This is a genomic window from Bacillus sp. FSL R5-0659, from assembly GCF_038008785.1.
GTDB classification, from domain to species: domain Bacteria; phylum Bacillota; class Bacilli; order Bacillales; family Bacillaceae; genus Bacillus; species Bacillus safensis.
The window spans coordinates 701,760-721,992 of the sequence record NZ_JBBOZU010000001.1 but is presented as its reverse complement, the minus strand read 5'-3'; the positions used below and the strand labels follow the sequence as shown (position 1 = coordinate 721,992).

Below are 20,233 nucleotides of genomic sequence, written 5' to 3'. Positions count from 1 at the left end.
GAAGAGGTGATCTAAAGATGATAACCATTAGCTTATGTATGATTGTGAAAAATGAAGAGGAGGTGCTGGCGGACTGCCTTTCGTCTGTTCAAGACATTGTCGATGAGATGATCATCGTTGATACAGGATCAACAGATCAAACGAAGGAAATCGCTCATTCCTTTTCAGCAAAAGTGCTGGATTTTGAATGGGTCCAGCATTTTGCAAAAGCACGCAACTTTGCTTTCTCACATGCAGCGAAAGAGTATATTTTATGGCTCGATGCTGACGATGTTCTCCTTGAAGAAGATCGCCAAAAACTGCTTCAGCTCAAACAGACACTTGATCCCTCGGTGGATGCCGTTTCGATGTTTTATCATGTGGGATTCGATGAAAACGGTCGAGTCAATTTCAAATATAGAAGAAATCGCCTTGTGAAGCGTTCCTTGAACTTTCAGTGGTACGGGGCCGTTCATGAGTTTCTTCAAGTGTATGGAAACATCTTTCCTGCAGATATCGCCGTCACACATCAAAAACGCAAGAAAACAACTGCTGGTGAGCCTGGGCGCAACTTGCGAATTTATGAAGACATGCTGGCAAAAGGAGAGGATATGACGCCCCGTGATCTCTTTTATTTTGCCAATGAATTAAGAGATAACGGGCAGCATGTCAAAGCGATTCGTTTTTATCATGAATTTTTAAACACAAAACAGTGCTGGATTGAGGATGAAATTCGCACATGCCAATATTTAGCGGACTGCTATTATGCGGTAGGCTATGAGGAAGCAGCCTTATCCTCATTATTACGTTCCTTCTTATATGATCAGCCCCGGCCAGAATTTTGCTGCCGGATCGGGGATCATTTAAAAATACAAAATAAACATCAGGCAGCCATCTTTTGGTATGAGCAGGCGCTGAAGGCTCCTGAAAATGAAACAGCCTTCACACTTACACAATATAAAACGTGGTATCCTCACCTTCAGCTTTGCTACTGTTATTATCAGCTCGGCAACCTGGAACAAGCCAAAATACATCACCGCGCCTCCTCGGCCCATCATCCAACTCATCCAAGTGTGCTGTACAATGAAAAAATATTTGCTGAACAGACTTAGATTGTCTGACACCACATCCGCCTTCGATCTCCCGGCGGATGTCTCTTTTTATACACTTCTTCGGTTGTGACGTTTAACACTTTAGTGATTTAAAGCGTTTTTCAACCAATTGACTAAATTGTCATTTGCGCATATACTAACATTCGTCTTACGAAAAGATTTATCCATTAGGAGGTCAACATGAGTTCTTTATTTCGAAAAAAATCTCTCGACCAGCTCATGCTTGAAAGTCAAACGAAGCGGCTCAGCCGTTCTTTGAATACGTTTGATTTAATCTTGCTTGGCATTGGCTGTGTGGTCGGGACTGGGATCTTTGTCATTACGGGGGTTGCTGCTGCAAATGATGCAGGACCTGCGATTATTATATCTTTTATTTTGGCTGCGATCGCATGCGCCCTTGCTGCTTTTTGCTACGCTGAATTCTCCTCATCCATTCCTGTGTCAGGAAGCGTCTATACGTATTCCTACGCAACACTTGGAGAATTTCTCGCCTTCTTAATGGGCTGGGATCTCATGCTTGAATATGTCATTGCGCTCTCTGCTGTGGCAAGTGGATGGTCGTCCTATTTCCAATCACTGCTCAGCGGATTCGGTCTTCACATACCGAAGGCTTTATCAGCTGCACCTGGAGCCGCTGACGGGGCCGTCTTTAACCTTCCAGGCGCACTCATTATTTTGCTTATCACCTTTATCGTCTCAAGAGGCGTCAAAGAAAGTACAAAGCTGAATAACATCATTGTGCTGATCAAAATTGCCATCGTCCTACTCTTTATCATTTCAGGCTTTGCTTACGTCAAACCTGAAAACTGGACACCGTTTATGCCAATGGGCTTTAACGGCGTAATCGCAGGCGCGGCAACCGTCTTTTTTGCTTACCTCGGATTTGATGCGATCGCCAATGCATCTGAAGAGGTCAAAAATCCGCAAAAGGCGATGCCGGTTGGGATTATCGGAGCGCTCGGTGTTTGTACCATTTTATACATCGGGGTTTCCTTTGTCTTAACAGGCATGGTTCACTATACGAAGCTGAATGTCAGTGATCCTGTCGCATTTGCTCTTCAAGTAGTTGGCCTGAATAGTGTGGCGGGTATCATATCAGCCGGTGCTATTATTGGGATTACCACGGTTCTCATTGCCTTGGTTTATGCACAGGTTCGCTTAACTTTTGCGATGAGCCGCGATGGGCTTATGCCAAATATTTTCTCAAAGGTTCATCCAAAATCGCAAACGCCCGTTGCCAACACTTGGCTGACAGGTGCAGTCGCAGCATGTATCGTAGGTTTTGTGAATTTATCGACGCTTGCGAATTTAGTCAGCATCGGTACACTGGCAGCCTTCACGGTGATTTCCATTGCGGTCATCATTTTACGGAAAAAACATCCGAATCTTAAAGCAGCATTTAAAGTACCGTTCGTGCCTGTGCTTCCGATTATCAGTGCGATCATTTGTATGACATTGGCTGCCACACTGAAATGGGAGACATGGAGAGCCTTCCTCATCTGGATCGCCATCGGTGTTGTTGTCTATTTCACCTATGCAAGACGAAAAAGCCATCTGAATGAAACAAATTAGAAAAGAGACTCGGGGATTCCCGGTCTCTTTTTTTCTTAAACCACGCTGTTTTTGACTGAATTTGAGTCCACCATATCTGGATCTAACACGCTTGAAATCGGAATGACAAGCGGTGAACAATCTCCATTGTCCTCACCAAAACCTTGATTCAATTTCATCGAGAGAAAATAATCAATCTGCTGATAAGGTCCTAGCGTCAGTGATGCACCCCGATCCATTGCATTGATTTTAAAAGCACCGACATTGACGACTGAAGGTGAGAATAACATCACACGTCACTTCCTTTGAATGGGTTTAGCTGCTGGTGAAAAAGAGGCAGGTGAGTCCACTTGATCTCGATCATCTACATGGCTTTTTGTACCGACAAAACCGCTGGCATCTCCAAAATTCTGTCCGTAACCCTGATTTTTTTTATCTGAGTTTTGCCACTCTGCTAACAAATTTTGTCCGACATTCACCGCCGACGCATTTTCAAAGGAATTAATTTTTAACATGAAAATATTAATATTGATATACGGAGTTGGTTGAACCACAGATAAACCTCCTTTTTATAGGTATATGCAAGCACCCATCAAGTATGTTAACGGGAGGTCTTCACATGGACTTCGAAAAAATGAAACAGTGGATGGATATTGCCCAGCAAATGCATGGAGATGATTTTTGGAAAATGATCTTCGACGATGAGCAAAGATCCCCCTTTATGGCAAACGGTCCATCTCCATTTACATTCACACAGCAGGATCAGCGGGGATCAGATGCGTCGTTTCCACCAATCGACATGGTGGAAACCCATGCAGAAATTCAATACTTAATTTACTTGCCTGGCTACCGAAAGGAAGATGTTCAGGTGTTATCATATGGTGAATATTTGGTTGTGAAAGGACAGCGTTTTTCCTTTTTTAACGAGCAGGACTTTCGCCAAAAGCAAGGGAAGTATGGTCCGTTTGAAAAGAAAATCCGCCTTCCAGAAATGATTCTTGGTCAAATGAATGCTGCCTTTAAAGACGGTGTACTTTATATCCGCCTGCAAAAGGATGAAGGAAAAGCGACTGCTATCATCATAGATGACGAATATTGATACTCACTGCGTCTATTTGATCACGATCATCAATTGTTTCAATTGGCAGGATCGTGATCACGCCATCAGCATTCTGTTCCCCAAATCCATTGTTTCGTTTGATCGTACTGCAATGTTTGCCAACAAACGTCGAGCCAAACGTCATGGATGATCCTGTGCCAATCGAATTCGTTTTCATATGGGCAATGTGAATCTGAGTAGGCAGCATATACTTCTCCCCTTTCTTGTCATCTCTATAAGTATATATGCGATAGCTTTTCCATAGACTAGAGCAAGGCGGAAGAAAAGGTTGTGGTCTACTTGAAACATTTCATTCAATCACTCTTTAAAAAAACTGAATCCAGTCCATCCCCATCTGTCGTTGAGCTAGAAAAAAGACTCGCCGCTCTTGAGCAAAAAATGTCTGCACCAGCTGCTCCTGTCTCAGAGGATACACACATCCATATCGAATCCCTGCACGTGGACAAAATTGATTACCACTTAGAATTTGGGGAGCTTTCTATTGACCAGCTTCAAGGCAGGCTCAATATTGGGGCAACCTATTACACGCCAAAGGAAACGCGCATCAAAAAATCCACACAAACACCGAAGCCAAAAGAAACAAAAACACCGGTCGTCTCAATTCGATCAAAGCCTTCTTCTTCTTAATGCACTCAGCTTTTCAGCACAATCGGCAGCCAGAAATAGACCGCAAGAACAATCACCACAATACTGATGATATTTAACCAAAAGCCTGCCCTGACCATATCTGATATTTTCAGCACATCCGCACTAAAGACAGCGGCGTTTGGCGGTGTGGATATCGGCAGCATAAACGCGCAAGAGGAAGCCAAAGCAGCAGCGGCCATTAACCCATACGGCTCGATTCCAATCGCAAGCCCAAGCCCTACCGTTATCGGAATAATCATATTGGCAACAGCCGTATTTGACATAATTTCAGTCATAAACAGAATCGCTCCCGTTAAAATAATCAACAGCATGATATACGAAAGCCCGTTTAAATGCTGTAGATTTTCTCCGATCCATCCTGTTAGATTGGTTTCTGCAAAGCCCGTAGCGAGCGAAAGCCCTCCTCCAAACAAAAGCAAAAGTCCCCAAGGCAGTTGTTTCATATCCTGCCATTCTAATATTCTCTCTCCATTTGTTGCTGGAATGAGAAATAACAGCATGGCACCGAAAATGGCGATAGACGTATCAGATACGGTCATCCCTCCAAACAAAAAGAGCTTAAAAATCCATAAGAACGCCGTCATGAGAAAAACAACAAATACCCATTTTTCCTCTTGTTTCATTTTTCCTAAATCCTCTAATCCCTTTTGTATGAACGATGCACTCATTTCACCTGTGTGTTCTACCTTGAACTGTACCCTCGTCAAATACAAAAATAAGAGAATGAGCAGAATCAGCGCAACAGGAAAACCAAACATAAACCATTCAAAAAACATAATCTCCCGATCTAGCAGTTTTTTTGACATCGCAGCAAACACCGCATTTGGCACAGAACCGACAAGTGTCGCCAATCCTCCTATTGACGCTGAATACGCAACCGACAATAAGATGCTTTTACTGAATCGATCAAGAGATGGACCAGATAAGATTTCATTTGTCTTAACCTCTTTAATCACTGCAAGTGCCACTGGCAGCATCATGAGGGCAGTCGCTGCATTCGAAATCCACATAGATAAAAAAGCAGTCGCGATCATGACACCTAGTACAATGCGGTCACTTTTTGTGCCAATCACCATTAAAATGTGTAAGGCCATTCTTCTATGTAATTTCCATTTTTCAATGGCAATTGCGATCATAAATCCTCCCATGTACATAAAGACGATCGGATCTCCATAAGACCTTGATGCCTGTTCCATAGAAAGCCCGCCAAGTGTCGGCAGCAGGATGATGGGCAATAAAGATGTAGCAGGAATGGGAAGTGCTTCAGTCACCCACCATGTGGCCGTCCAAGCCGTAATGCCCAAGACTACCCTCGCAGCATAGGTCAATTCATCTTCAGGTATGAGAAAAAAAATGAGCAAAAAGAGTGTCGGTCCAAGAACAAGTCCAATCAAATTCACCTTTTTATAAACGATAACAATTCCCCCTAATGAAAGCGCTTGTCATATTTTTTCTAATTTTCCACATTCGATGATCTTTTAAGAAATCCTTTAAATCATAAGAAAAAATGAAGATATAATTCATTAGAAATAGCTGTTTTTTAACACCATTACCTAAAGCTTGACATGACCCCTTGGTCTATTTTCATAGGAGAAACTATACAAATCACGACCAATCACTGTAAAATATAGAGGATCTAATCAAAAATTGAGGTGTTTTCATTGTATACGGATCAAAAAAAATCATTTTGGAAACAGAAAAAAGTCATCATCCCTCTTCTTAGCATCATCGTAGTCGCTGCTGCTTTCTTTTTCTTAAAAGATACTCTTTTCTCTAAGGAAAAAGAAGCTTTAAAAGCCGCTCAAAACTTTACGGAACATATGAAGAAGAAAGACTTTACGAAGCTGGCAGATGAGGTGACAAGTGCATCTTTGAAAGCCAATGACTTTTCAAAAAAACAACTAGCCGAAAAATACGACAATATTTTCAACGGTATTGGTGCTTATGACCTGAACATTTCAAAGCTCAACGTTGAAAAACAGGACAAAGGAAATGGGTATCAATTTTCCTATGATGTCACGATGAAAACGTCTCTTGGCAAGCTGCATAAGCTGTCTTACAAGGGCGTTCTTTCCGAAGAGGACGACAAGTGGAAAGTGGACTGGAAGCCAAATCTCATCTTCCCGCAAATGGAGAAAGGAGATACCATCAAGGTCAAAGCTGACCCTGCTGTCCGCGGAAACATTGTCGACCGAAAAGGACGTACACTGGCAGAAACAACTGGTGGAAACGCACTTGGCGTCATCCCAGGAAAGCTCGGAACAGGAGAAGAAAAAGAACGCAATATCAAAAAGATCAGCAAAGCTTTTGATATAGAGGAAGAACTAATCAACAATCAATTGAAACAAGCATGGGTCACAGACGACACGTTTGTCCCGCTCAAATCGATGTTAAAACAAAAGCCGATTCCAAAGGACGTAAATGGCGTTACCTATCAAACGAAGGAAATGCGCTACTATCCATATAACAAAGCCGCCGCTCATCTCACCGGGTATGTCGGAAAAGCAAATGCGGATGATATCAAAAGAAATCCAGCATTAAAGGCAGATCAAATCATCGGCAAAACCGGCCTTGAATTTACATTTGACAAAAACTTACGCGGACAAGATGGCGGAAGCATTCTCATCGTCCATGATGAAACAGGCATTGAAGAAACATTGCAAAAATCAGATCGAAAAGATGGAAAAACAGTGAAGCTGACGATTGATGCTTCTTTACAGAAAAAAGCCTATGATCAGTTGAAAGGCGAAAAAGGGGCCGTCACGATCATGAATCCATCATCAGGCGATCTATTAGCGCTTGTCAGCACCCCTTCCTACGATGTCAATCTCATGACAAACGGGATTACACCTAAGCAATATCAGGCATACAGTGAAAATCCAGACCTTCCATTCCAAGCTCGATATGCGAGCCGGTATGCGCCAGGGTCCACATTCAAAACCATTACAGCCGCCATTGGGCTGGAAACAGGTGTCACAAAGCCTGACAAAGTGCGTACCATTCACGGACTGAAATGGCAAAAGGATCAATCTTGGGGAAATTATCGCATCACACGGGTTCACGATAAAGAAAAAGTAAATATGGTCGATGCCCTTGTGTACTCAGACAATATTTATTTTGGACAGGAAGCACTCGAAATCGGCAAAGACACCTACGAGAAAAAAGTGAAAACATTTGGATTTGGCGAAGACTTACACATGCCATTTACAATGAAGCCTGCACAAGTATCAAACGATGGCATTCAATCGGATATCTTACTCGCTGACTCGGCGTATGGACAAGGCGAATTACTCATGTCACCAATTGAACAAGTACATGCCTATTCTCCATTTGCCACAGGAGGCAAGCTTGTCTACCCTCGAGTGATTCAAGATGAAAAAACAGCATCACCAAAACAAATCATCAAAGAAGGCTCGGCAAACACAGTGAAAGACGCATTGACTAAGGTCGTGACCAGTCCAAACGGAACAGCCCACTCCTTACAAATCGAAGGTGCAGATATTGCCGCTAAAACAGGAACGGCAGAATTAAAGAGCAAACAAGGTGCAACAGACGGCACTGAAAATGGATTTTTACTTGCGTTTAATCCTAAAAAAGAAGATTACGTCCTCGTCGGCATGATCGAAGGTGTGAAAAACCGCGGCGGCAGTGGACTCGTCGTTCAAAAAATGAAGCCTGTGATTGCTTCTTTTTACAAATAACTCTTTAGAGACACAAGCTCAATCAAGCGCTTGTGTCTCTTTTTTTCTAAATCATGACAATTTGCTATTGTTTTATAGTTCACCTTATGAATAAAATGAGAAGAATGCAAAAATCAGAAAACAGATAAATGAAGGGAGGAAGTCTCATTGGCCATTGCTGCTCGTACAAAAGATAAACCTCAACATTCTGTTACCGGCTCAACGGTTTATCCCATCCTATTGATTATTGGTATTTGTCATATGCTGAACGACACACTTCAAGCCGTTATTCCTGCGATGTTCCCTATTTTGGAACGCTCAATGGGGCTGACCTTTACACAATTAGGGCTGATTGCCTTTACATTAAATATGGTCTCCTCCGTGATGCAGCCTGCTATTGGTTGGTACACAGATAAACGGCCGATGCCTTATGCACTTCCGATTGCTTTATTTTCAAGTGCTGTCGGTATATTCGGACTCGCGTTTGCTCCATCTTTTGCTACCATTTTGCTTTGCGTTGTCTTTATCGGACTTGGCTCTGCTATCTTCCATCCAGAGGGCTCCCGTGTTGCCAACATGGCAGCTGGTCCAAGACGAGGACTTGCACAGTCCATCTATCAAGTAGGCGGTAATACAGGTCAAGCCTTTGCTCCGCTTATCGCTGCATTAATGCTCGTACCGCTCGGACAGACAGGCGTGGCTTGGTTTACGATTGTTGGAATGATAGCGGTCGGTTTCCTTCTTTATATTTCAAGATGGTATGCCGGAAGACTTCAAACCATTCGGGCCCAAGCGAAAAAAACACCTGCAAAAGCTGCTAGATCTGATATTCATCGTAAATCAGCACTCATTGCACTTGGCATTATCGTCTTTCTCATCTTTGCCCGCTCTTGGTATGGAAATGCCATTTCGAATTTCTATGCGTTTTATGCGATTGAACAATACGGTTTGACGATTAAAGAATCACAGACTTATATTTTCTTATTTCTCATTCTAGGTGCAATTGGGACATTTTTAGGTGGGCCACTTGCAGACCGCTTTGGCAAAAAAAACGTGATTTTAGTTTCCTTATTGGCATCCTTCCCGCTTGCCCTGCTGCTGCCATTTGCCGGACCCGTTTTTGCTTATGTTTTACTCGGACTGATTGGGCTCATTTTGACATCAAGCTTCTCTGTCACCGTTGTTTATGCCCAAGAACTATTTCCCGGGAAAATTGGCACAATGTCTGGTTTAACTGTTGGACTTGCGTTTGGTATGGGTGCAATCGGATCGGTTGCCCTCGGCTCATTCATTGATGCCTTTGGCTTAACGCCTACCATGCTCGGTGTTGCCTTTTTACCGATATTAGGCATCCTAGCCTTCTTACTTCCCAGCGACCAAACCATCTCCAAATGGAATGAATCATAAAAAGAAAACCGCTCAATAATGAGCGGTTTTTCATCTCTCATAAAAATGCGTGTCAGGAACATGCTTCTTTGCAATAAACCCTTGCTTAAATTCTGGAAATACCTTTTGCACCTGTTTGATTTTTCGATGAATCAAGTCAGCATAAGGAATATACAGGTGATCCACAAGCTTTTGTTCTGTCATATAGTAATACCAATTCAGATTAAAGGTCTTCTCATCAATGATCGTAAAGGCAGAAAAATGATAGAACAAAAGTGGACATTCGTCGAGATACATATCCCCTTTTACAACTGAAAGCTTGTAGTTTTCAATGTTCCAAATCGCCGCATTGGCTCCTTTAGATGTAACGATATGAACCCCTTCAAAATCATCAACCCATCTTTCCACATATCGCTGATCTCCATACGTCTTTTTTTCTGTATCCATTTCTACTGTACAATGTGCAAGACAGTTTTCTTTCCATTGCGTGACTGCCTGTTTGGCAACATCTGTGTTACGACAGCCTACAAACCCAGTATTAAAACGGCCAGACAACTCGTAATAACGATAGAACCGCTCGGAATTCATATGATCCGTTAAAAATAAATGAGCGCTTGGATTCTCTGCAAAAATCGCCTCTGGATCATGATAAAAATACAAATCTGTATCCAGATGGGCAAGATAATCCGCATCTGAGGACTCAAGAATTTTGAGCAGAAAAGCAGGCTTTAACGTCCAGCAATACTCATGGAACGTTCGATCTTCTTTTGCCTTTCGCAGCGTGTCATCTTCAATGTACTCAAGCTGTTCATATTGAACATGCGGGTGAGGGAACTCCCTTAACACCTTATAAGCCAAAGGGTCTGCACATAAAACGGACAGCTTGAAGGCATGAGCGTTTTGTTCAAGCGAATGAATCAGCGCCAAAAGCTTAAAGACATGGGTATTCGACACAATGGTTGTAAAGTGATAAGACGCCATTTACAACACATCCACTTGGAACAAATCAACGCGCAACAGCTCTTTCGTCAGCCCTTGAATGGCTTCTACAAGTACCGTGCAGCCATATTCCTGCCGTGCAAGCTGCGCGGCTTCTGCCAGCTTTTTCAAAGGAACATGCTTGGCTGTCAGCATATCTTTTTTATCGCGTTTGATGCCTACATTCCGCTCTGTGATCAAGTGAATCAGTTCTAAAAAATAAGATAACAGGTCATCAAATGCTGAATTCTCACGCAGCTGCCGAACTTCTTTCACAATATCATTTGTCACAGTATGAGAAAACGGACCGGAGAAAGCCAAATGGACATCAATAGAGTCAATATTGTTGTACTTCTCACACATATACAAAATGTTGTATTTGATGTCATCAAACGACGTTAAATTACTTGGATGCTCTTGATGCACGCTCATGATATCCTCTCGCAATTCAAAGGAGAGACCAAGCTGATGCAGACGAATCCCTAAATCATAATCCTCAAATCCGTAACGAACGATATTTTCATCAAACATCCCTAGTGCCATGACATGCTTCCGTTTGACAGAGGAGTTATTTGTAATAAAAAATCGCCATGGCAGCTCATAAGAACCTAAATCATAGTGGTACGTATTTAAAATGTCTTTCAGGATATCTATAAACTCAGACTGCAAATCGAAACTTTTCTCAAGAAATGCACCATTTTCGACTTCTTCCAATGATAAAAGAGGCGTTTTGTCCTCCATTTTCCGTTTATACAGCCCTTGCTTTTTCAACCGCTTCATATGATCCTTATCAAAAGCTGTGTAAAAATAGCGATAAATCCGCTTCCAGCACACACCGCAAATAACGAGATCCTCTCTGCCAGCATGAGCCTCTGCATGCTTTTCAATAAATCTCGGTTCTGCCAGCATATCACTGTCATGAAAAATGAGCAGATCTCCCTCCGCCTCGCGAATGGCATGATTACGCCCTTTTGCAATCCCTTGATTGACAGGAATACGCACCTTTTTAAACGGGAAGTTCACCTCAATGTTCTCGAGCATTTCCATCGTGCCATCTGTTGAGCCATTATCGGCAACAATGACCTCAAATGGAATATCTGTTTCCTGAAGCGTTAAGGAAAAAAGGCTTCCTTCTAAACGCTCTTTGGCATTATAGCTTGGAATAATGACGCTTACCATTGGCTTTTCGTTCATGCGTCATCCTCCTCCCGTTTGGCATAGCCGTTAAACAGCGGATCGACCTGCTCCACAGATTCAATCACATGACGAAGCACTTGCCGATAGGCTTCTTGGAAAAACGGCAGGTCATTTCGTCCTTTTTCATGAATTTGCTGCATCTCATCCTTGCTCACAATCCGAAAGCCGCTGAAATGATAGCAAATGAGCGGGTGCCCATCCTCCAAGAGAATACGTCCATTCTCCTCCCGATAAGAATGCTGCCCATAGTTCCAATGACCAATATTCACGCCTTTTGTCTCAATATCTTCTACATTGTCAAACAGCCTCGGCATATGATCCAGATATCCTTGATCGCCAAACTTGCCTTCTCCCGGTGCATTTTTACATTCTTTTAAGCATTCTTCTTTCCACCAGCTGAGGCATTTTCGTCCGGCTTCATCTCCTTTAAAATGCAGAAAGCCTGAATTATAGCGGCCTAAAAGCTTCTGTAGCATCTTCACTTCCTCAGCATCAAAGCTTGGAATGACAATATCCCCTCTTGAAATTAAAACAGAGGCATTCGGCTGATGTTGAAAAATAACCTGAGGGCTCTCATAAAAGAATAAATCCGCATCAAGATAAGTCACGCTCTCTGCCTGCTCCTCTTCAAATAACCACTCAATCCAAATCGGCTTTAAGGTCCAGCAATATTCCGATGCATCCCGTTCCTCTTTTTTCTCTAGCAGTTCTGGTGTCTCGAGCTCCCGTACATGAACAAGATCCACATGCGGGAAATTCATTTGATGAAGCAAATCAAATGCAGCATCATCCATACATAACGTCTTGATGACAGCATCATCTTCTACTTGCTTCAACGATAAGAAAAACGCAATGGCTTGATAAAGTCTTCCACTTGAAAGAACCGTACAATATATGCTGTTCATCTTTTTACACCTCTATTTTTGAAAGAATTCGCGGTACCATTCAATCGTCTTCTCTAAACCTTCATCAATGGAGTAGTCAGGCTTCCAATCAAGCAGCTTTCTCGCTTTCTCTGCCGACAAATATTGATGCTTAATCTCATGTGTTCCTTGGTTCAAAATACGAGGCTTCAGCTCACTTCCCATTGCCTTTAAAATCTTATCCACAAGGTCAAGCACTGTCAGCTGAATTTCGTTACTAAAGTTAAAGGCTTCTCCCGCCAGCCCTTTTTCCTCCATCTTCTCAGCTAGCAGCAAATATGCCTTCACTGCATCTTCAATGTAGAAGTAATCACGAATAAATGTCCCGTCACTTCTAATTTCCGGCGCCTTTCCTTCTAACACAAGCTGAATGGTTTGCGGAATGATTCTGTTGAAATTCAAATCTCCGCCTCCGTATAAATTACCGCAGCGTGTAATACAAACCGGAAGACCATATGTGTTGTAGTACGTATGAGAAATAAGATCTGCACAGCTCTTCGAGACATCATACGGATGTTTCCCGTTTAATGGCATGTCTTCATCATATGGAAGCTGCTCTTGATCACCGTATGCTTTGTCACTTGATGCCACGATCACTCGTTTGATCAGCGGCTGTCTTCTGCAAGCCTCCAGTACATTCCATGTCCCTAAAATATTCGCTTCAAATGTAGAAACAGGATGTCTATTTGCGACCCCCACAATGGCTTGGGCAGCCAAATGGAAGACGGTGTCAATTTCATATTCTCCTAACGCACGTTCAATCGTTTGCATATCCTCTAATGCGCCTTGCACCACATTCATTTTTTCAAATTGACTGCCTTGATATAAATTCGATCGAGGCACCTGATCACGCACAAGTCCAGTCACGTTTGCCCCTTGATCAATCAATTCCTTGACGAGATAGCTCCCTAACAGCCCTGTACATCCAGTTACAAATACGTTCTTTCCATTCCAAAATCCGCTCATGCTGTCACCAAACCTTCCATGGTTGTTTTCCATCTGTCCACATGTCGTTGATTTCCTTCAGGTTTTTATACGTATCAATTGCTGTCCAAAATCCGTGATGCTCATAAACGGCAAGCTCTCCATCATCCGCTAGGTTTTGAAGAGGCTCCGCTTCAAACACGCATTGGTCATCGTCTGTCAAATAATCAAATACCTTTGGAGACAACACAAAAAATCCTCCATTGATCATCCCGATACTGTCTGTCTTCTCAGAGAAGGATTGTGCCATCCCGTTATACACCTTCAGTGTCCCGTACTGGGACTTCTTTTCAATGCCTGTGACAGTAGCAGCTGCACCAAGATCCTGATGACGTTTCAGCAAATGAAACATATTGATATTGGCCAGTCCATCACCATACGTCATCATAAAGGTCTCATCACCGATGTAATCCTGTGCCTGCTTTAAACGTCCGCCTGTCATCGTATCTTCACCTGTATCTAAAAAGGTGATTTTCCAGTTCTCCGATTTCCCTAATAGCTTCATTTCTCCTGTCGCCATATCGAGCTGCATGCTGTGGTGCTGCCAGTCGTAGTTTAGAAAGTACTCTTTGATCTTCTCTCCTTTATAACCAAGCAATAGGATAAATTCGTCTACACCGTAATACTGATAGATTTTCATAATATGCCATAGAATAGGCCGATCTCCGATCATAGCAAGTGGTTTAGGAAGCGCTTGTGTGACCTCACTCATTCTCGTTCCCTTTCCTCCGCAGAGAATGACTGCTTTCATCTTCTCCCCTCATCTCTCTATGAAGATTTTTGATTAAAACCCTATCTTTATGCGGAAAATCAGTACATGTACCCTCATACTTTGTCCGACATCAGGTTTTGAATCTACTCTATTCATATGTCGAAATGAGAGAGTGTGCCACCTAGCATTTAACTATTTTTACAAATAAAAAAAGAGCGAGATTCATATTCTCGCTCTTTCAAAGTTTAAATTGTATATTTTCAGGGTAGATGGTATGATAAACATGTGCATAACCAGCACAAACAGTCTCTTTATATAAAGAGACTACTAGATTGAATGAATACAAGTGGCAGCTTGCTTCATTCTCAATATGAATCACGGAGGTGAATTCCCATGGCACAAAATGTTCTTTGTGAAGTGAACTCTTGCCGTTTCTGGGCTGAAAACAGCTGTACCGCTTCTACCATTAAAATTGGTAAAAACACGATGACTGAAGTGACTCGCAATACTGAAACTGATTGCGAAACATTTGAAACAAAATAATCTATTTTTCTCTGAGATGAAGGAACTGGCAGGTTCCTTCTTTTCTTTTATCATTCTATCAAGAATGATAATTATTATCAAGTGTTTTTCAATAAACATTTCTCGGGAAATAATGACACGATATTTCTCCATTCGTTGACGATTTTCACTCCTTTTTCTATACTCAACATATCCGAAGAAGAAAAAGTGGTGACCAATCAATGGATTTTACGATACGTTTTCTATCATTCTTTGTCGTAGAAATTGAAGGCAAAGATGAACAAGCAAATAAACGATTTAAACATTATCAAACACTAGATCAAGAGGAATTTGAACAAAGTGAGCTGAAGGACTTTTTAGACGGCGAACTGAAAAAAATCGTCAAACGAAAAGTGGACAGACACCCTAAATCTGAACAAGTACCGACCAAAATTGGCCGATTTATTGTAGAACCCGGTCATGAGCTCGATTCAAACCCAAACTACAACCTATTTCATCAAACGAGATTTGCAGATACAAAAGAATTGTTTAATGAATGCAGTGAACAGTTTGTTCGCACATATTTAGATACAAGTGCTGTCAGAGGCGGCGTTTTTTTAGTGGCTTCTGCCGTTCCTAAAAAGTATTTCGACGATTCCTTTGTCTTTATTATGAAATGCGATTTCGAGCAGAAAGTGGCTTCTATCGCTGATACATCTACCTTGATCAGAAAAGTCGAAATGGCCATTACGACAAAAAACATGAAATCAATTCAATACCCGTTTATGCCAGAAGAGGGCATGACTGAAGAAGCGGAAGTGAAAATTCACCAATCGTCACACGCTCGTTATTTTGAGGACTTTTTGAAGTTCGTCGAATACGGTGAATCCATGCCTGAAATCATGAAATCACAGGTCATGAATATGGTACAGGAACAGGTTTTTGAAACATTACAGGATGAAAGTGAAGAATTAAAGCAGTTTGAAGAGGATCTTGAAATATGGGAAGCGAGTGAAAAACGAGAAATTAGAGAAACACTCGATACAGAGCAGGTCACACAAGCAGCCTCTCATATTGTTGAACAAACTCCTGATATCACAATGAAAATGCGTCTAGGCGAGACGGAAATCAAAGGTCTTCTTGCAGACTTTGGCCACTCGATCCATATTGCAAAGCTCAACAATCGATATGTCGTGCTCGTTGAAGCAGATCAAATCGTCTTCGAAAAAGGAAGCACACCTGTTGAGTTTCATAAACCAAATGGGTTAAAAGAGGTGGTCAGCCAGCTGACGCAAAAAGCCTATGATTCAGATGTAGAATAAGAAACCATGACTGCCTCTTGCATTCAGCGCAAGAGGCAGTTTTTTTGTATAACGCCTGAATTTATTACGCTGGATCAGAAGAAACATGCAGCTCCCTGCCTCTTGCCCACATGCTGACAAGCAATAAGCTTATGATGAGCATCAGCCAAAAGACGCTGCTTGATCCAAAAAACTGAATCATCGTATATCCGAACAAGGGTCCTAAAGCCGCTCCCATATCTTGAACAAAGGAATAGCTTGCGAGGAAGCGGTTTTTATCGGTTTGAGTAGAGGCTTTTTGAAAGGCAAGCGTATCTGTTAATGTCGTTAAGACTGTTGACAGCAGCTGGATCAAAAGCAGCATCACAAGAAACCAGCCGCTTACCTTCAGCATGACCGCCAGAAGACTGAGACCTCCAAATGAAAGAAACATCCAGCAAAGCGTTCGTTCCTTCATCACAAGGCCATCAAACCATCTGCCCGTTTTCGGTGCTACAAATGGTTCCCACCCCCATCTGAGCGCTTGAATGATTCCACTTAAAGCCGAAGCTCCGATGACAAAGCCGAACAGAGCAAATTCACCATCACCGATCCTTGCTTCAATGACATGACTGAGTGTTGATGCGAATAACCCTTGTATCACAAGTGCGATCAGCATACCTGTCATTAATACTTTTACAACATCTCGTGCAAGCCACCTCTGTTTGATGACTTGATACACCTGCCCCTCTTCTCCCTTTTCAATCTCATCCAAAGAAACATAAAAAATAACCCCTAGTAATGTGAGTAAACCAAAAACAAGTGTCATGGACTGGAAGCCGATCAGGCTGGCAAATATTCCGCCAAATAACATGCCAAATAAACTGCCCAGCCGGTAAAGCCCATTGTAAATGCCCGTATAATGCCCCTGTGAGCCTTCGTCCATCTCAGCAATTAACCTCATTCCACTCATACGCAATAACGTCCATGCCAGCCCCCAAGCGCAGCGGCAAATCAGCAGCAGCCAAAAACCGCTCACACCATATAGCATCGTGGTTACTGATGCAATCAATATAGCGATCAATACACCTGTTTTCATTGGGACAAACCGATAGAGCCACCAAACGACAGGCGTTAGCGGGATGCGGATGAATCGGTTGATGGACAGCAGCAGCCCAACCTCCCAAATAGATGATAAACCAATCTCTTTCCAATAGATCGGAAGAACAATATAAAGCATTGAATCCCCAATCAGTGCAAATGCTGTGATAAGCGATATTGACACCACTTGCTTTTGACGATGATCCATTTTCCCTTCCCCCTTCGCTATCTTTACAATAAGGGATGCCTTATAATAAATCTAATGAATGTTTTTGATTGAACCATCAAAATAATTGATAGGTGGTGCAAAGTTGAATTTACATGCTCTTCGAATTTTTGCAAAAGTCGCAGAAACAAAAAGTGTTACACAAACAGCAGACGTGCTATCTTTGACACAGCCAGCTGTGACGGCTCAGCTTAGAAGCATTGAAAGTGAGATCGGGTTCCGTCTTTTTAAACGAAATGGCAGAGGGATTACACTTACGGAAATGGGGAAAATTCTATACCCTTATGCCAGGCAAGTATTCGAGGCTGAAAAGGAAGTAGAATATCAGATTGCACTTTTACAAAACGGAAAAAAGGGGCGGCTCCGCATCGCTTCTACCTATGTACCACTCAACTTTTTACTGCCAGATTGGCTCGCTGCTTTTAAAACATCTTCATCCGAAACGGAAATTGAATTAAAAAGTGGAAACTCCGCTCAGGTTTTAGAAAGCCTGCTTCAATATGAATCAGATGTGGCCATCGCTGTGATCGAGGATTTGCACCATGAGGAGATTCTCACCTCTCATTTAACGAATTTAAGCTATGATTTTATTGTCCCGGCAGACCATCCGTTGAACGGAAAAACTGTCCCGCTAGAGCGGCTGAGCCAGGAGCCTTTTTTGATGCGAGAAGAAGGCAGTTCCACAAGAGATAAACTTTTTTCTCTTTTTACCTCGAAAGGGATCAAAAAACCGACCGTGGACTTACAGTTCAGCGGTGTTCATGAAGCGATACAAATGATCAAAGCTGGATATGGTATCACACTTGTTCCCCGTGATGCGGTTCAAGGCAGTCTCAAGCGGAAAGAAATTGGGCGGGTGTACATTGAAGGCATTGAGATCGTCAGACCAGTTGTTGTGTGCAAGCGGGCGAATGATCTTGAAGAAAATAGAACCGTGGATGCCTTCCTGCAAATGAAAGGTATCGGTCCATTCACTACGCCTGCTGCCAATTAAAAAAGTGCCTGCTCCAAAAACAGGCACTTTTTTTATTCGGCTGGCTGCACGATGTCAAACGGTACAGCCTTTGAGGCTTTCACTAATTGTTCTGGTGTGATGAGGATTTCATTTCCCCATTCTCCTGCTCCAACCCCTAATATCTCTTCCTCTAATAATGAAGCTTCAATGATCGTGCGGAATCCTTCTGGCTGCCAGCAAAACGGCGGAATCGAACCAATTCGATAGCCCGTCACTTCAAGAACCTTCTCCGGTGAAGCCATTTTAATATTACGGGAGCCGGCCGCTTTCTTTAGTTTCCCTGACTTAATATGCTGGTCAGCGCCAACCATCACAAGCAGCTGCTCCCCTTCTCCTGTTTCAAAGATCAATGTTTTGATCATTTGTCTTTCACGAAAACCAAGGGCTGCCGCTACATTTGCTGCTCCTTTTTCTGTTTCGGCAGAAAATGTTTTGATCTCATATGGGATGCCATGTTTGTCCAAAAAGTCATGTGCTGGTAATTTTCTCAAGTGATTGAACCCCTTTCCTTACAATGTCCTTCATTTAGCTTATCACAATCTTCTCATCCTTAAGATGTATTTTTCAATGGAAAGCCTCTGAACCCTTCATCACCATGCTATACTAAACATGTTTTTGAAAAGGAGCCGGTTTAATATGGGAAACAAGTTTTGGTGTTATACAAGCAGTAAAAGCCTTCTCATGCTAAGTGATATTTTATTTGTCATGACGATCACGTTTGTCATTTATCAAGATACACAATCTGTTGCCTATGCGGCTGTCTTTCCACTGATCAGAACGATATGCCAGCTATTGGCTGGGCTTTTCTCTCCTGTTTTAACTGATTACTTTCAAGCTGGCCGCCTATTGAAATGGGTCCCGCTTTTACGTCTTGGGATGCTCGTCGTGTTTACAGCCCAATTTCATTTCTTTCAGCAGCATATGGTCTGGCTGTTTAGTGCACTCATTTTGATTTCCCTCACAGGCGGGTTCATCAGTCCTTTAATGCAGGCGATCATGCCGATGCTTGTGCCAGCAAATCAGCTTGTGAAAGCAAACAGTACAGCGTCCATATTTCATCAAATGGTTCAAATCGCCGGCTATTCGTTCACTGGAATGCTCGTCCTATGGATCGGGCCATTTTATTTAATGTGGATCACTTGTGTCATGATTGTGTTGTCTTATCTATTTTTCATCCCTGTCTTTCCTCTTCTCAAGCAAGAAGAGACGGTTCGAAAAGCAAATAAGACGAACAGCTTCAAAGATGGCTGGACGATCATTTGGAGAAATAAAACGGTGCGCACCCTGACCTTTATGGATGTTTGTGAAAATATTGCGGGTGCTGTATGGATCGGGGCAATTACGCTTGCCTTTGTCACACAAGATTTAAAGCAAGGTGAGGAATGGTGGGGCTTTATCAATGCCGCTTATTATATCGGCACCATTCTAGGCGGGCTCTTAGCTGCATGGATGAGTCAATTTATTCAAAAACAGCTTCTTCTCTTTATGGCAGCTGGGTCATTCATTTATGCAGTGCTGACTATTGTCTATTCACTGAACAGCCTGCCATGGCTTGCATTACTGCTTTGTATTTTGATGGGGCCTGCTTATCAAATTCGTGATGTTTCGCAGCAAACCATTCTTCAAACGGAAACACCTGTCCAAGATTTATCAAAGGTGTACTCGGCTCATTACGTCCTTTCTTCTGTATCTGTCGGTTTATCTATTTTCTTTGTTGGATTGATTGCGGATGCATATGGGGCGAGGTCTGTGTATTTGCTAGGCGGTCTGTTTGTGCTCGTCTGTTCTGGTATTGCCATCCTTTCTTTTATGAAGCAGAAAAAAGAGAGCAGCTGATTCA

At 42.5% G+C, this 20,233-nt stretch carries 21 protein-coding genes; 10 read left to right on the top strand and 11 right to left on the bottom strand.

Annotation, left to right across the window (positions count from 1 at the left end; genetic code table 11):
• Positions 1-17: 17 nt before the first annotated feature.
• Both NSQ72_RS03550 and NSQ72_RS03545 read left to right on the top strand, forming a co-directional pair.
• Positions 18-1,091, top strand: coding sequence for a tetratricopeptide repeat-containing glycosyltransferase family 2 protein (locus NSQ72_RS03550; RefSeq protein WP_341083297.1), 1,074 nt, complete (start codon positions 18-20; stop codon positions 1,089-1,091).
• A 180-nt stretch (positions 1,092-1,271) separates the two neighbouring features.
• Positions 1,272-2,663, top strand: coding sequence for an amino acid permease (locus NSQ72_RS03545; protein ID WP_039177068.1), 1,392 nt, complete (start codon positions 1,272-1,274; stop codon positions 2,661-2,663).
• 35 nt (positions 2,664-2,698) lie between these two features.
• Here the strand turns inward: NSQ72_RS03545 and NSQ72_RS03540 are convergent, their stop codons facing one another.
• Together NSQ72_RS03540 and NSQ72_RS03535 are read right to left on the bottom strand one after the other, a co-directional pair.
• The gene (locus NSQ72_RS03540; RefSeq protein WP_024424583.1) at positions 2,699-2,932 is read right to left on the bottom strand and encodes a hypothetical protein; all 234 of its coding nucleotides are present in this window, start codon (positions 2,930-2,932) and stop codon (positions 2,699-2,701) included.
• A gap of 6 nt (positions 2,933-2,938) precedes the next feature.
• Positions 2,939-3,196, bottom strand: coding sequence for a hypothetical protein (locus NSQ72_RS03535; RefSeq protein WP_003213975.1), 258 nt, complete (start codon positions 3,194-3,196; stop codon positions 2,939-2,941).
• 65 nt (positions 3,197-3,261) lie between these two features.
• On the opposite strand from NSQ72_RS03535, the gene NSQ72_RS03530 reads away from it, so the two are divergent.
• Positions 3,262-3,741: an Hsp20/alpha crystallin family protein gene (locus NSQ72_RS03530; RefSeq protein ID WP_024424582.1), complete on the top strand. Its 480-nt coding sequence runs from the start codon at positions 3,262-3,264 to the stop codon at positions 3,739-3,741.
• Here NSQ72_RS03530 and NSQ72_RS03525 read toward each other — a convergent pair.
• On the bottom strand, positions 3,722-3,949 hold the full coding sequence (locus tag NSQ72_RS03525; protein ID WP_144464329.1) for a hypothetical protein: 228 nt from the start codon (positions 3,947-3,949) through the stop codon (positions 3,722-3,724). The two genes, NSQ72_RS03530 and NSQ72_RS03525, sit on opposite strands and share 20 nt — an antisense overlap.
• A gap of 83 nt (positions 3,950-4,032) precedes the next feature.
• Between NSQ72_RS03525 and NSQ72_RS03520 the strand changes: the two genes are divergently transcribed.
• Positions 4,033-4,389 carry a hypothetical protein gene (locus tag NSQ72_RS03520; RefSeq protein WP_099663017.1) on the top strand — a complete coding sequence of 119 codons (357 nt, stop codon included), beginning with the start codon at positions 4,033-4,035 and terminating at the stop codon, positions 4,387-4,389.
• A 5-nt stretch (positions 4,390-4,394) separates the two neighbouring features.
• Here NSQ72_RS03520 and NSQ72_RS03515 read toward each other — a convergent pair whose 3' ends face one another.
• Entirely contained in the window at positions 4,395-5,810 is a 1,416-nt protein-coding gene (locus NSQ72_RS03515) for an SLC13 family permease (protein WP_341083295.1), read from the bottom strand.
• Between the two features lie 261 nt (positions 5,811-6,071).
• On the opposite strand from NSQ72_RS03515, the gene pbp4 reads away from it, so the two are divergent.
• Positions 6,072-8,111 carry a penicillin-binding protein PBP4(5) gene (gene pbp4 / locus NSQ72_RS03510; RefSeq protein ID WP_341083294.1) on the top strand — a complete coding sequence of 680 codons (2,040 nt, stop codon included), beginning with the start codon at positions 6,072-6,074 and terminating at the stop codon, positions 8,109-8,111.
• Between the two features lie 147 nt (positions 8,112-8,258).
• Positions 8,259-9,497 (top strand): MFS transporter, encoded by a 1,239-nt coding sequence (locus NSQ72_RS03505; RefSeq protein ID WP_039177054.1) that lies wholly within the window; start codon positions 8,259-8,261, stop codon positions 9,495-9,497.
• Between the two features lie 30 nt (positions 9,498-9,527).
• Here NSQ72_RS03505 and NSQ72_RS03500 read toward each other — a convergent pair whose 3' ends face one another.
• Genes NSQ72_RS03500 through rfbF form a run of 5 tightly spaced genes read right to left on the bottom strand, consistent with a single transcriptional unit; the run spans position 9,528 to position 14,309 of the window.
• Positions 9,528-10,457, bottom strand: a complete 930-nt coding sequence (locus NSQ72_RS03500) for a putative nucleotide-diphospho-sugar transferase (protein ID WP_341083292.1) — start codon at positions 10,455-10,457, stop codon at positions 9,528-9,530.
• Complete coding sequence (locus NSQ72_RS03495) at positions 10,458-11,648, bottom strand: glycosyltransferase family 2 protein (RefSeq protein WP_341083289.1); 1,191 nt, start codon at positions 11,646-11,648, stop codon at positions 10,458-10,460.
• On the bottom strand, positions 11,645-12,556 hold the full coding sequence (locus NSQ72_RS03490; RefSeq protein WP_039177047.1) for a putative nucleotide-diphospho-sugar transferase: 912 nt from the start codon (positions 12,554-12,556) through the stop codon (positions 11,645-11,647). The genes NSQ72_RS03495 and NSQ72_RS03490 overlap by 4 nt, the downstream gene beginning before the upstream one ends.
• A gap of 12 nt (positions 12,557-12,568) precedes the next feature.
• Positions 12,569-13,540, bottom strand: a complete 972-nt coding sequence (locus NSQ72_RS03485; protein WP_039177044.1) for a GDP-mannose 4,6-dehydratase — start codon at positions 13,538-13,540, stop codon at positions 12,569-12,571.
• 4 nt (positions 13,541-13,544) lie between these two features.
• Positions 13,545-14,309, bottom strand: a complete 765-nt coding sequence (gene rfbF / locus NSQ72_RS03480; protein WP_039177042.1) for a glucose-1-phosphate cytidylyltransferase — start codon at positions 14,307-14,309, stop codon at positions 13,545-13,547.
• A gap of 354 nt (positions 14,310-14,663) precedes the next feature.
• Between rfbF and NSQ72_RS03475 the strand changes: the two genes are divergently transcribed.
• Positions 14,664-14,813, top strand: coding sequence for a DUF1540 domain-containing protein (locus tag NSQ72_RS03475; protein WP_072367870.1), 150 nt, complete (start codon positions 14,664-14,666; stop codon positions 14,811-14,813).
• Between the two features lie 200 nt (positions 14,814-15,013).
• Positions 15,014-16,093 carry a DUF3900 domain-containing protein gene (locus NSQ72_RS03470; RefSeq protein ID WP_039177040.1) on the top strand — a complete coding sequence of 360 codons (1,080 nt, stop codon included), beginning with the start codon at positions 15,014-15,016 and terminating at the stop codon, positions 16,091-16,093.
• 64 nt (positions 16,094-16,157) lie between these two features.
• Here NSQ72_RS03470 and NSQ72_RS03465 read toward each other — a convergent pair whose 3' ends face one another.
• Positions 16,158-17,360, bottom strand: a complete 1,203-nt coding sequence (locus NSQ72_RS03465) for an MFS transporter (RefSeq protein WP_341083287.1) — start codon at positions 17,358-17,360, stop codon at positions 16,158-16,160.
• 103 nt (positions 17,361-17,463) lie between these two features.
• Between NSQ72_RS03465 and NSQ72_RS03460 the strand changes: the two genes are divergently transcribed.
• On the top strand, positions 17,464-18,372 hold the full coding sequence (locus tag NSQ72_RS03460; RefSeq protein WP_041087143.1) for a LysR family transcriptional regulator: 909 nt from the start codon (positions 17,464-17,466) through the stop codon (positions 18,370-18,372).
• 32 nt (positions 18,373-18,404) lie between these two features.
• Here the strand turns inward: NSQ72_RS03460 and NSQ72_RS03455 are convergent, their stop codons facing one another.
• Positions 18,405-18,884, bottom strand: a complete 480-nt coding sequence (locus NSQ72_RS03455) for an aminoacyl-tRNA deacylase (protein WP_039177033.1) — start codon at positions 18,882-18,884, stop codon at positions 18,405-18,407.
• 145 nt (positions 18,885-19,029) lie between these two features.
• Here NSQ72_RS03455 and NSQ72_RS03450 point away from each other — a divergent pair, with 145 nt between their 5' ends.
• Positions 19,030-20,229 carry an MFS transporter gene (locus NSQ72_RS03450; RefSeq protein ID WP_341083286.1) on the top strand — a complete coding sequence of 400 codons (1,200 nt, stop codon included), beginning with the start codon at positions 19,030-19,032 and terminating at the stop codon, positions 20,227-20,229.
• The last annotated feature ends 4 nt before the right edge of the window (positions 20,230-20,233 follow it).

Excerpts from the sequence above, each read along its gene's own strand:
- NSQ72_RS03550 (WP_341083297.1), top strand. The coding sequence starts at position 18 with ATGATAACCATTAGCTTATGTATGATTGTGAAAAATGAAGAGGAGGTG.
- NSQ72_RS03545 (WP_039177068.1), top strand. The coding sequence starts at position 1,272 with ATGAGTTCTTTATTTCGAAAAAAATCTCTCGACCAGCTCATGCTTGAA.
- NSQ72_RS03540 (WP_024424583.1), bottom strand. The coding sequence starts at position 2,932 with ATGTTATTCTCACCTTCAGTCGTCAATGTCGGTGCTTTTAAAATCAAT.
- NSQ72_RS03530 (WP_024424582.1), top strand. The coding sequence starts at position 3,262 with ATGGACTTCGAAAAAATGAAACAGTGGATGGATATTGCCCAGCAAATG.
- NSQ72_RS03525 (WP_144464329.1), bottom strand. The coding sequence starts at position 3,949 with ATGCTGCCTACTCAGATTCACATTGCCCATATGAAAACGAATTCGATT.
- NSQ72_RS03500 (WP_341083292.1), bottom strand. The coding sequence starts at position 10,457 with ATGGCGTCTTATCACTTTACAACCATTGTGTCGAATACCCATGTCTTT.
- NSQ72_RS03495 (WP_341083289.1), bottom strand. The coding sequence starts at position 11,648 with ATGAACGAAAAGCCAATGGTAAGCGTCATTATTCCAAGCTATAATGCC.
- NSQ72_RS03490 (WP_039177047.1), bottom strand. The coding sequence starts at position 12,556 with ATGAACAGCATATATTGTACGGTTCTTTCAAGTGGAAGACTTTATCAA.
- NSQ72_RS03485 (WP_039177044.1), bottom strand. The coding sequence starts at position 13,540 with ATGAGCGGATTTTGGAATGGAAAGAACGTATTTGTAACTGGATGTACA.
- rfbF (WP_039177042.1), bottom strand. The coding sequence starts at position 14,309 with ATGAAAGCAGTCATTCTCTGCGGAGGAAAGGGAACGAGAATGAGTGAG.
- NSQ72_RS03475 (WP_072367870.1), top strand. The coding sequence starts at position 14,664 with ATGGCACAAAATGTTCTTTGTGAAGTGAACTCTTGCCGTTTCTGGGCT.
- NSQ72_RS03470 (WP_039177040.1), top strand. The coding sequence starts at position 15,014 with ATGGATTTTACGATACGTTTTCTATCATTCTTTGTCGTAGAAATTGAA.
- NSQ72_RS03465 (WP_341083287.1), bottom strand. The coding sequence starts at position 17,360 with ATGGATCATCGTCAAAAGCAAGTGGTGTCAATATCGCTTATCACAGCA.
- NSQ72_RS03450 (WP_341083286.1), top strand. The coding sequence starts at position 19,030 with ATGGGAAACAAGTTTTGGTGTTATACAAGCAGTAAAAGCCTTCTCATG.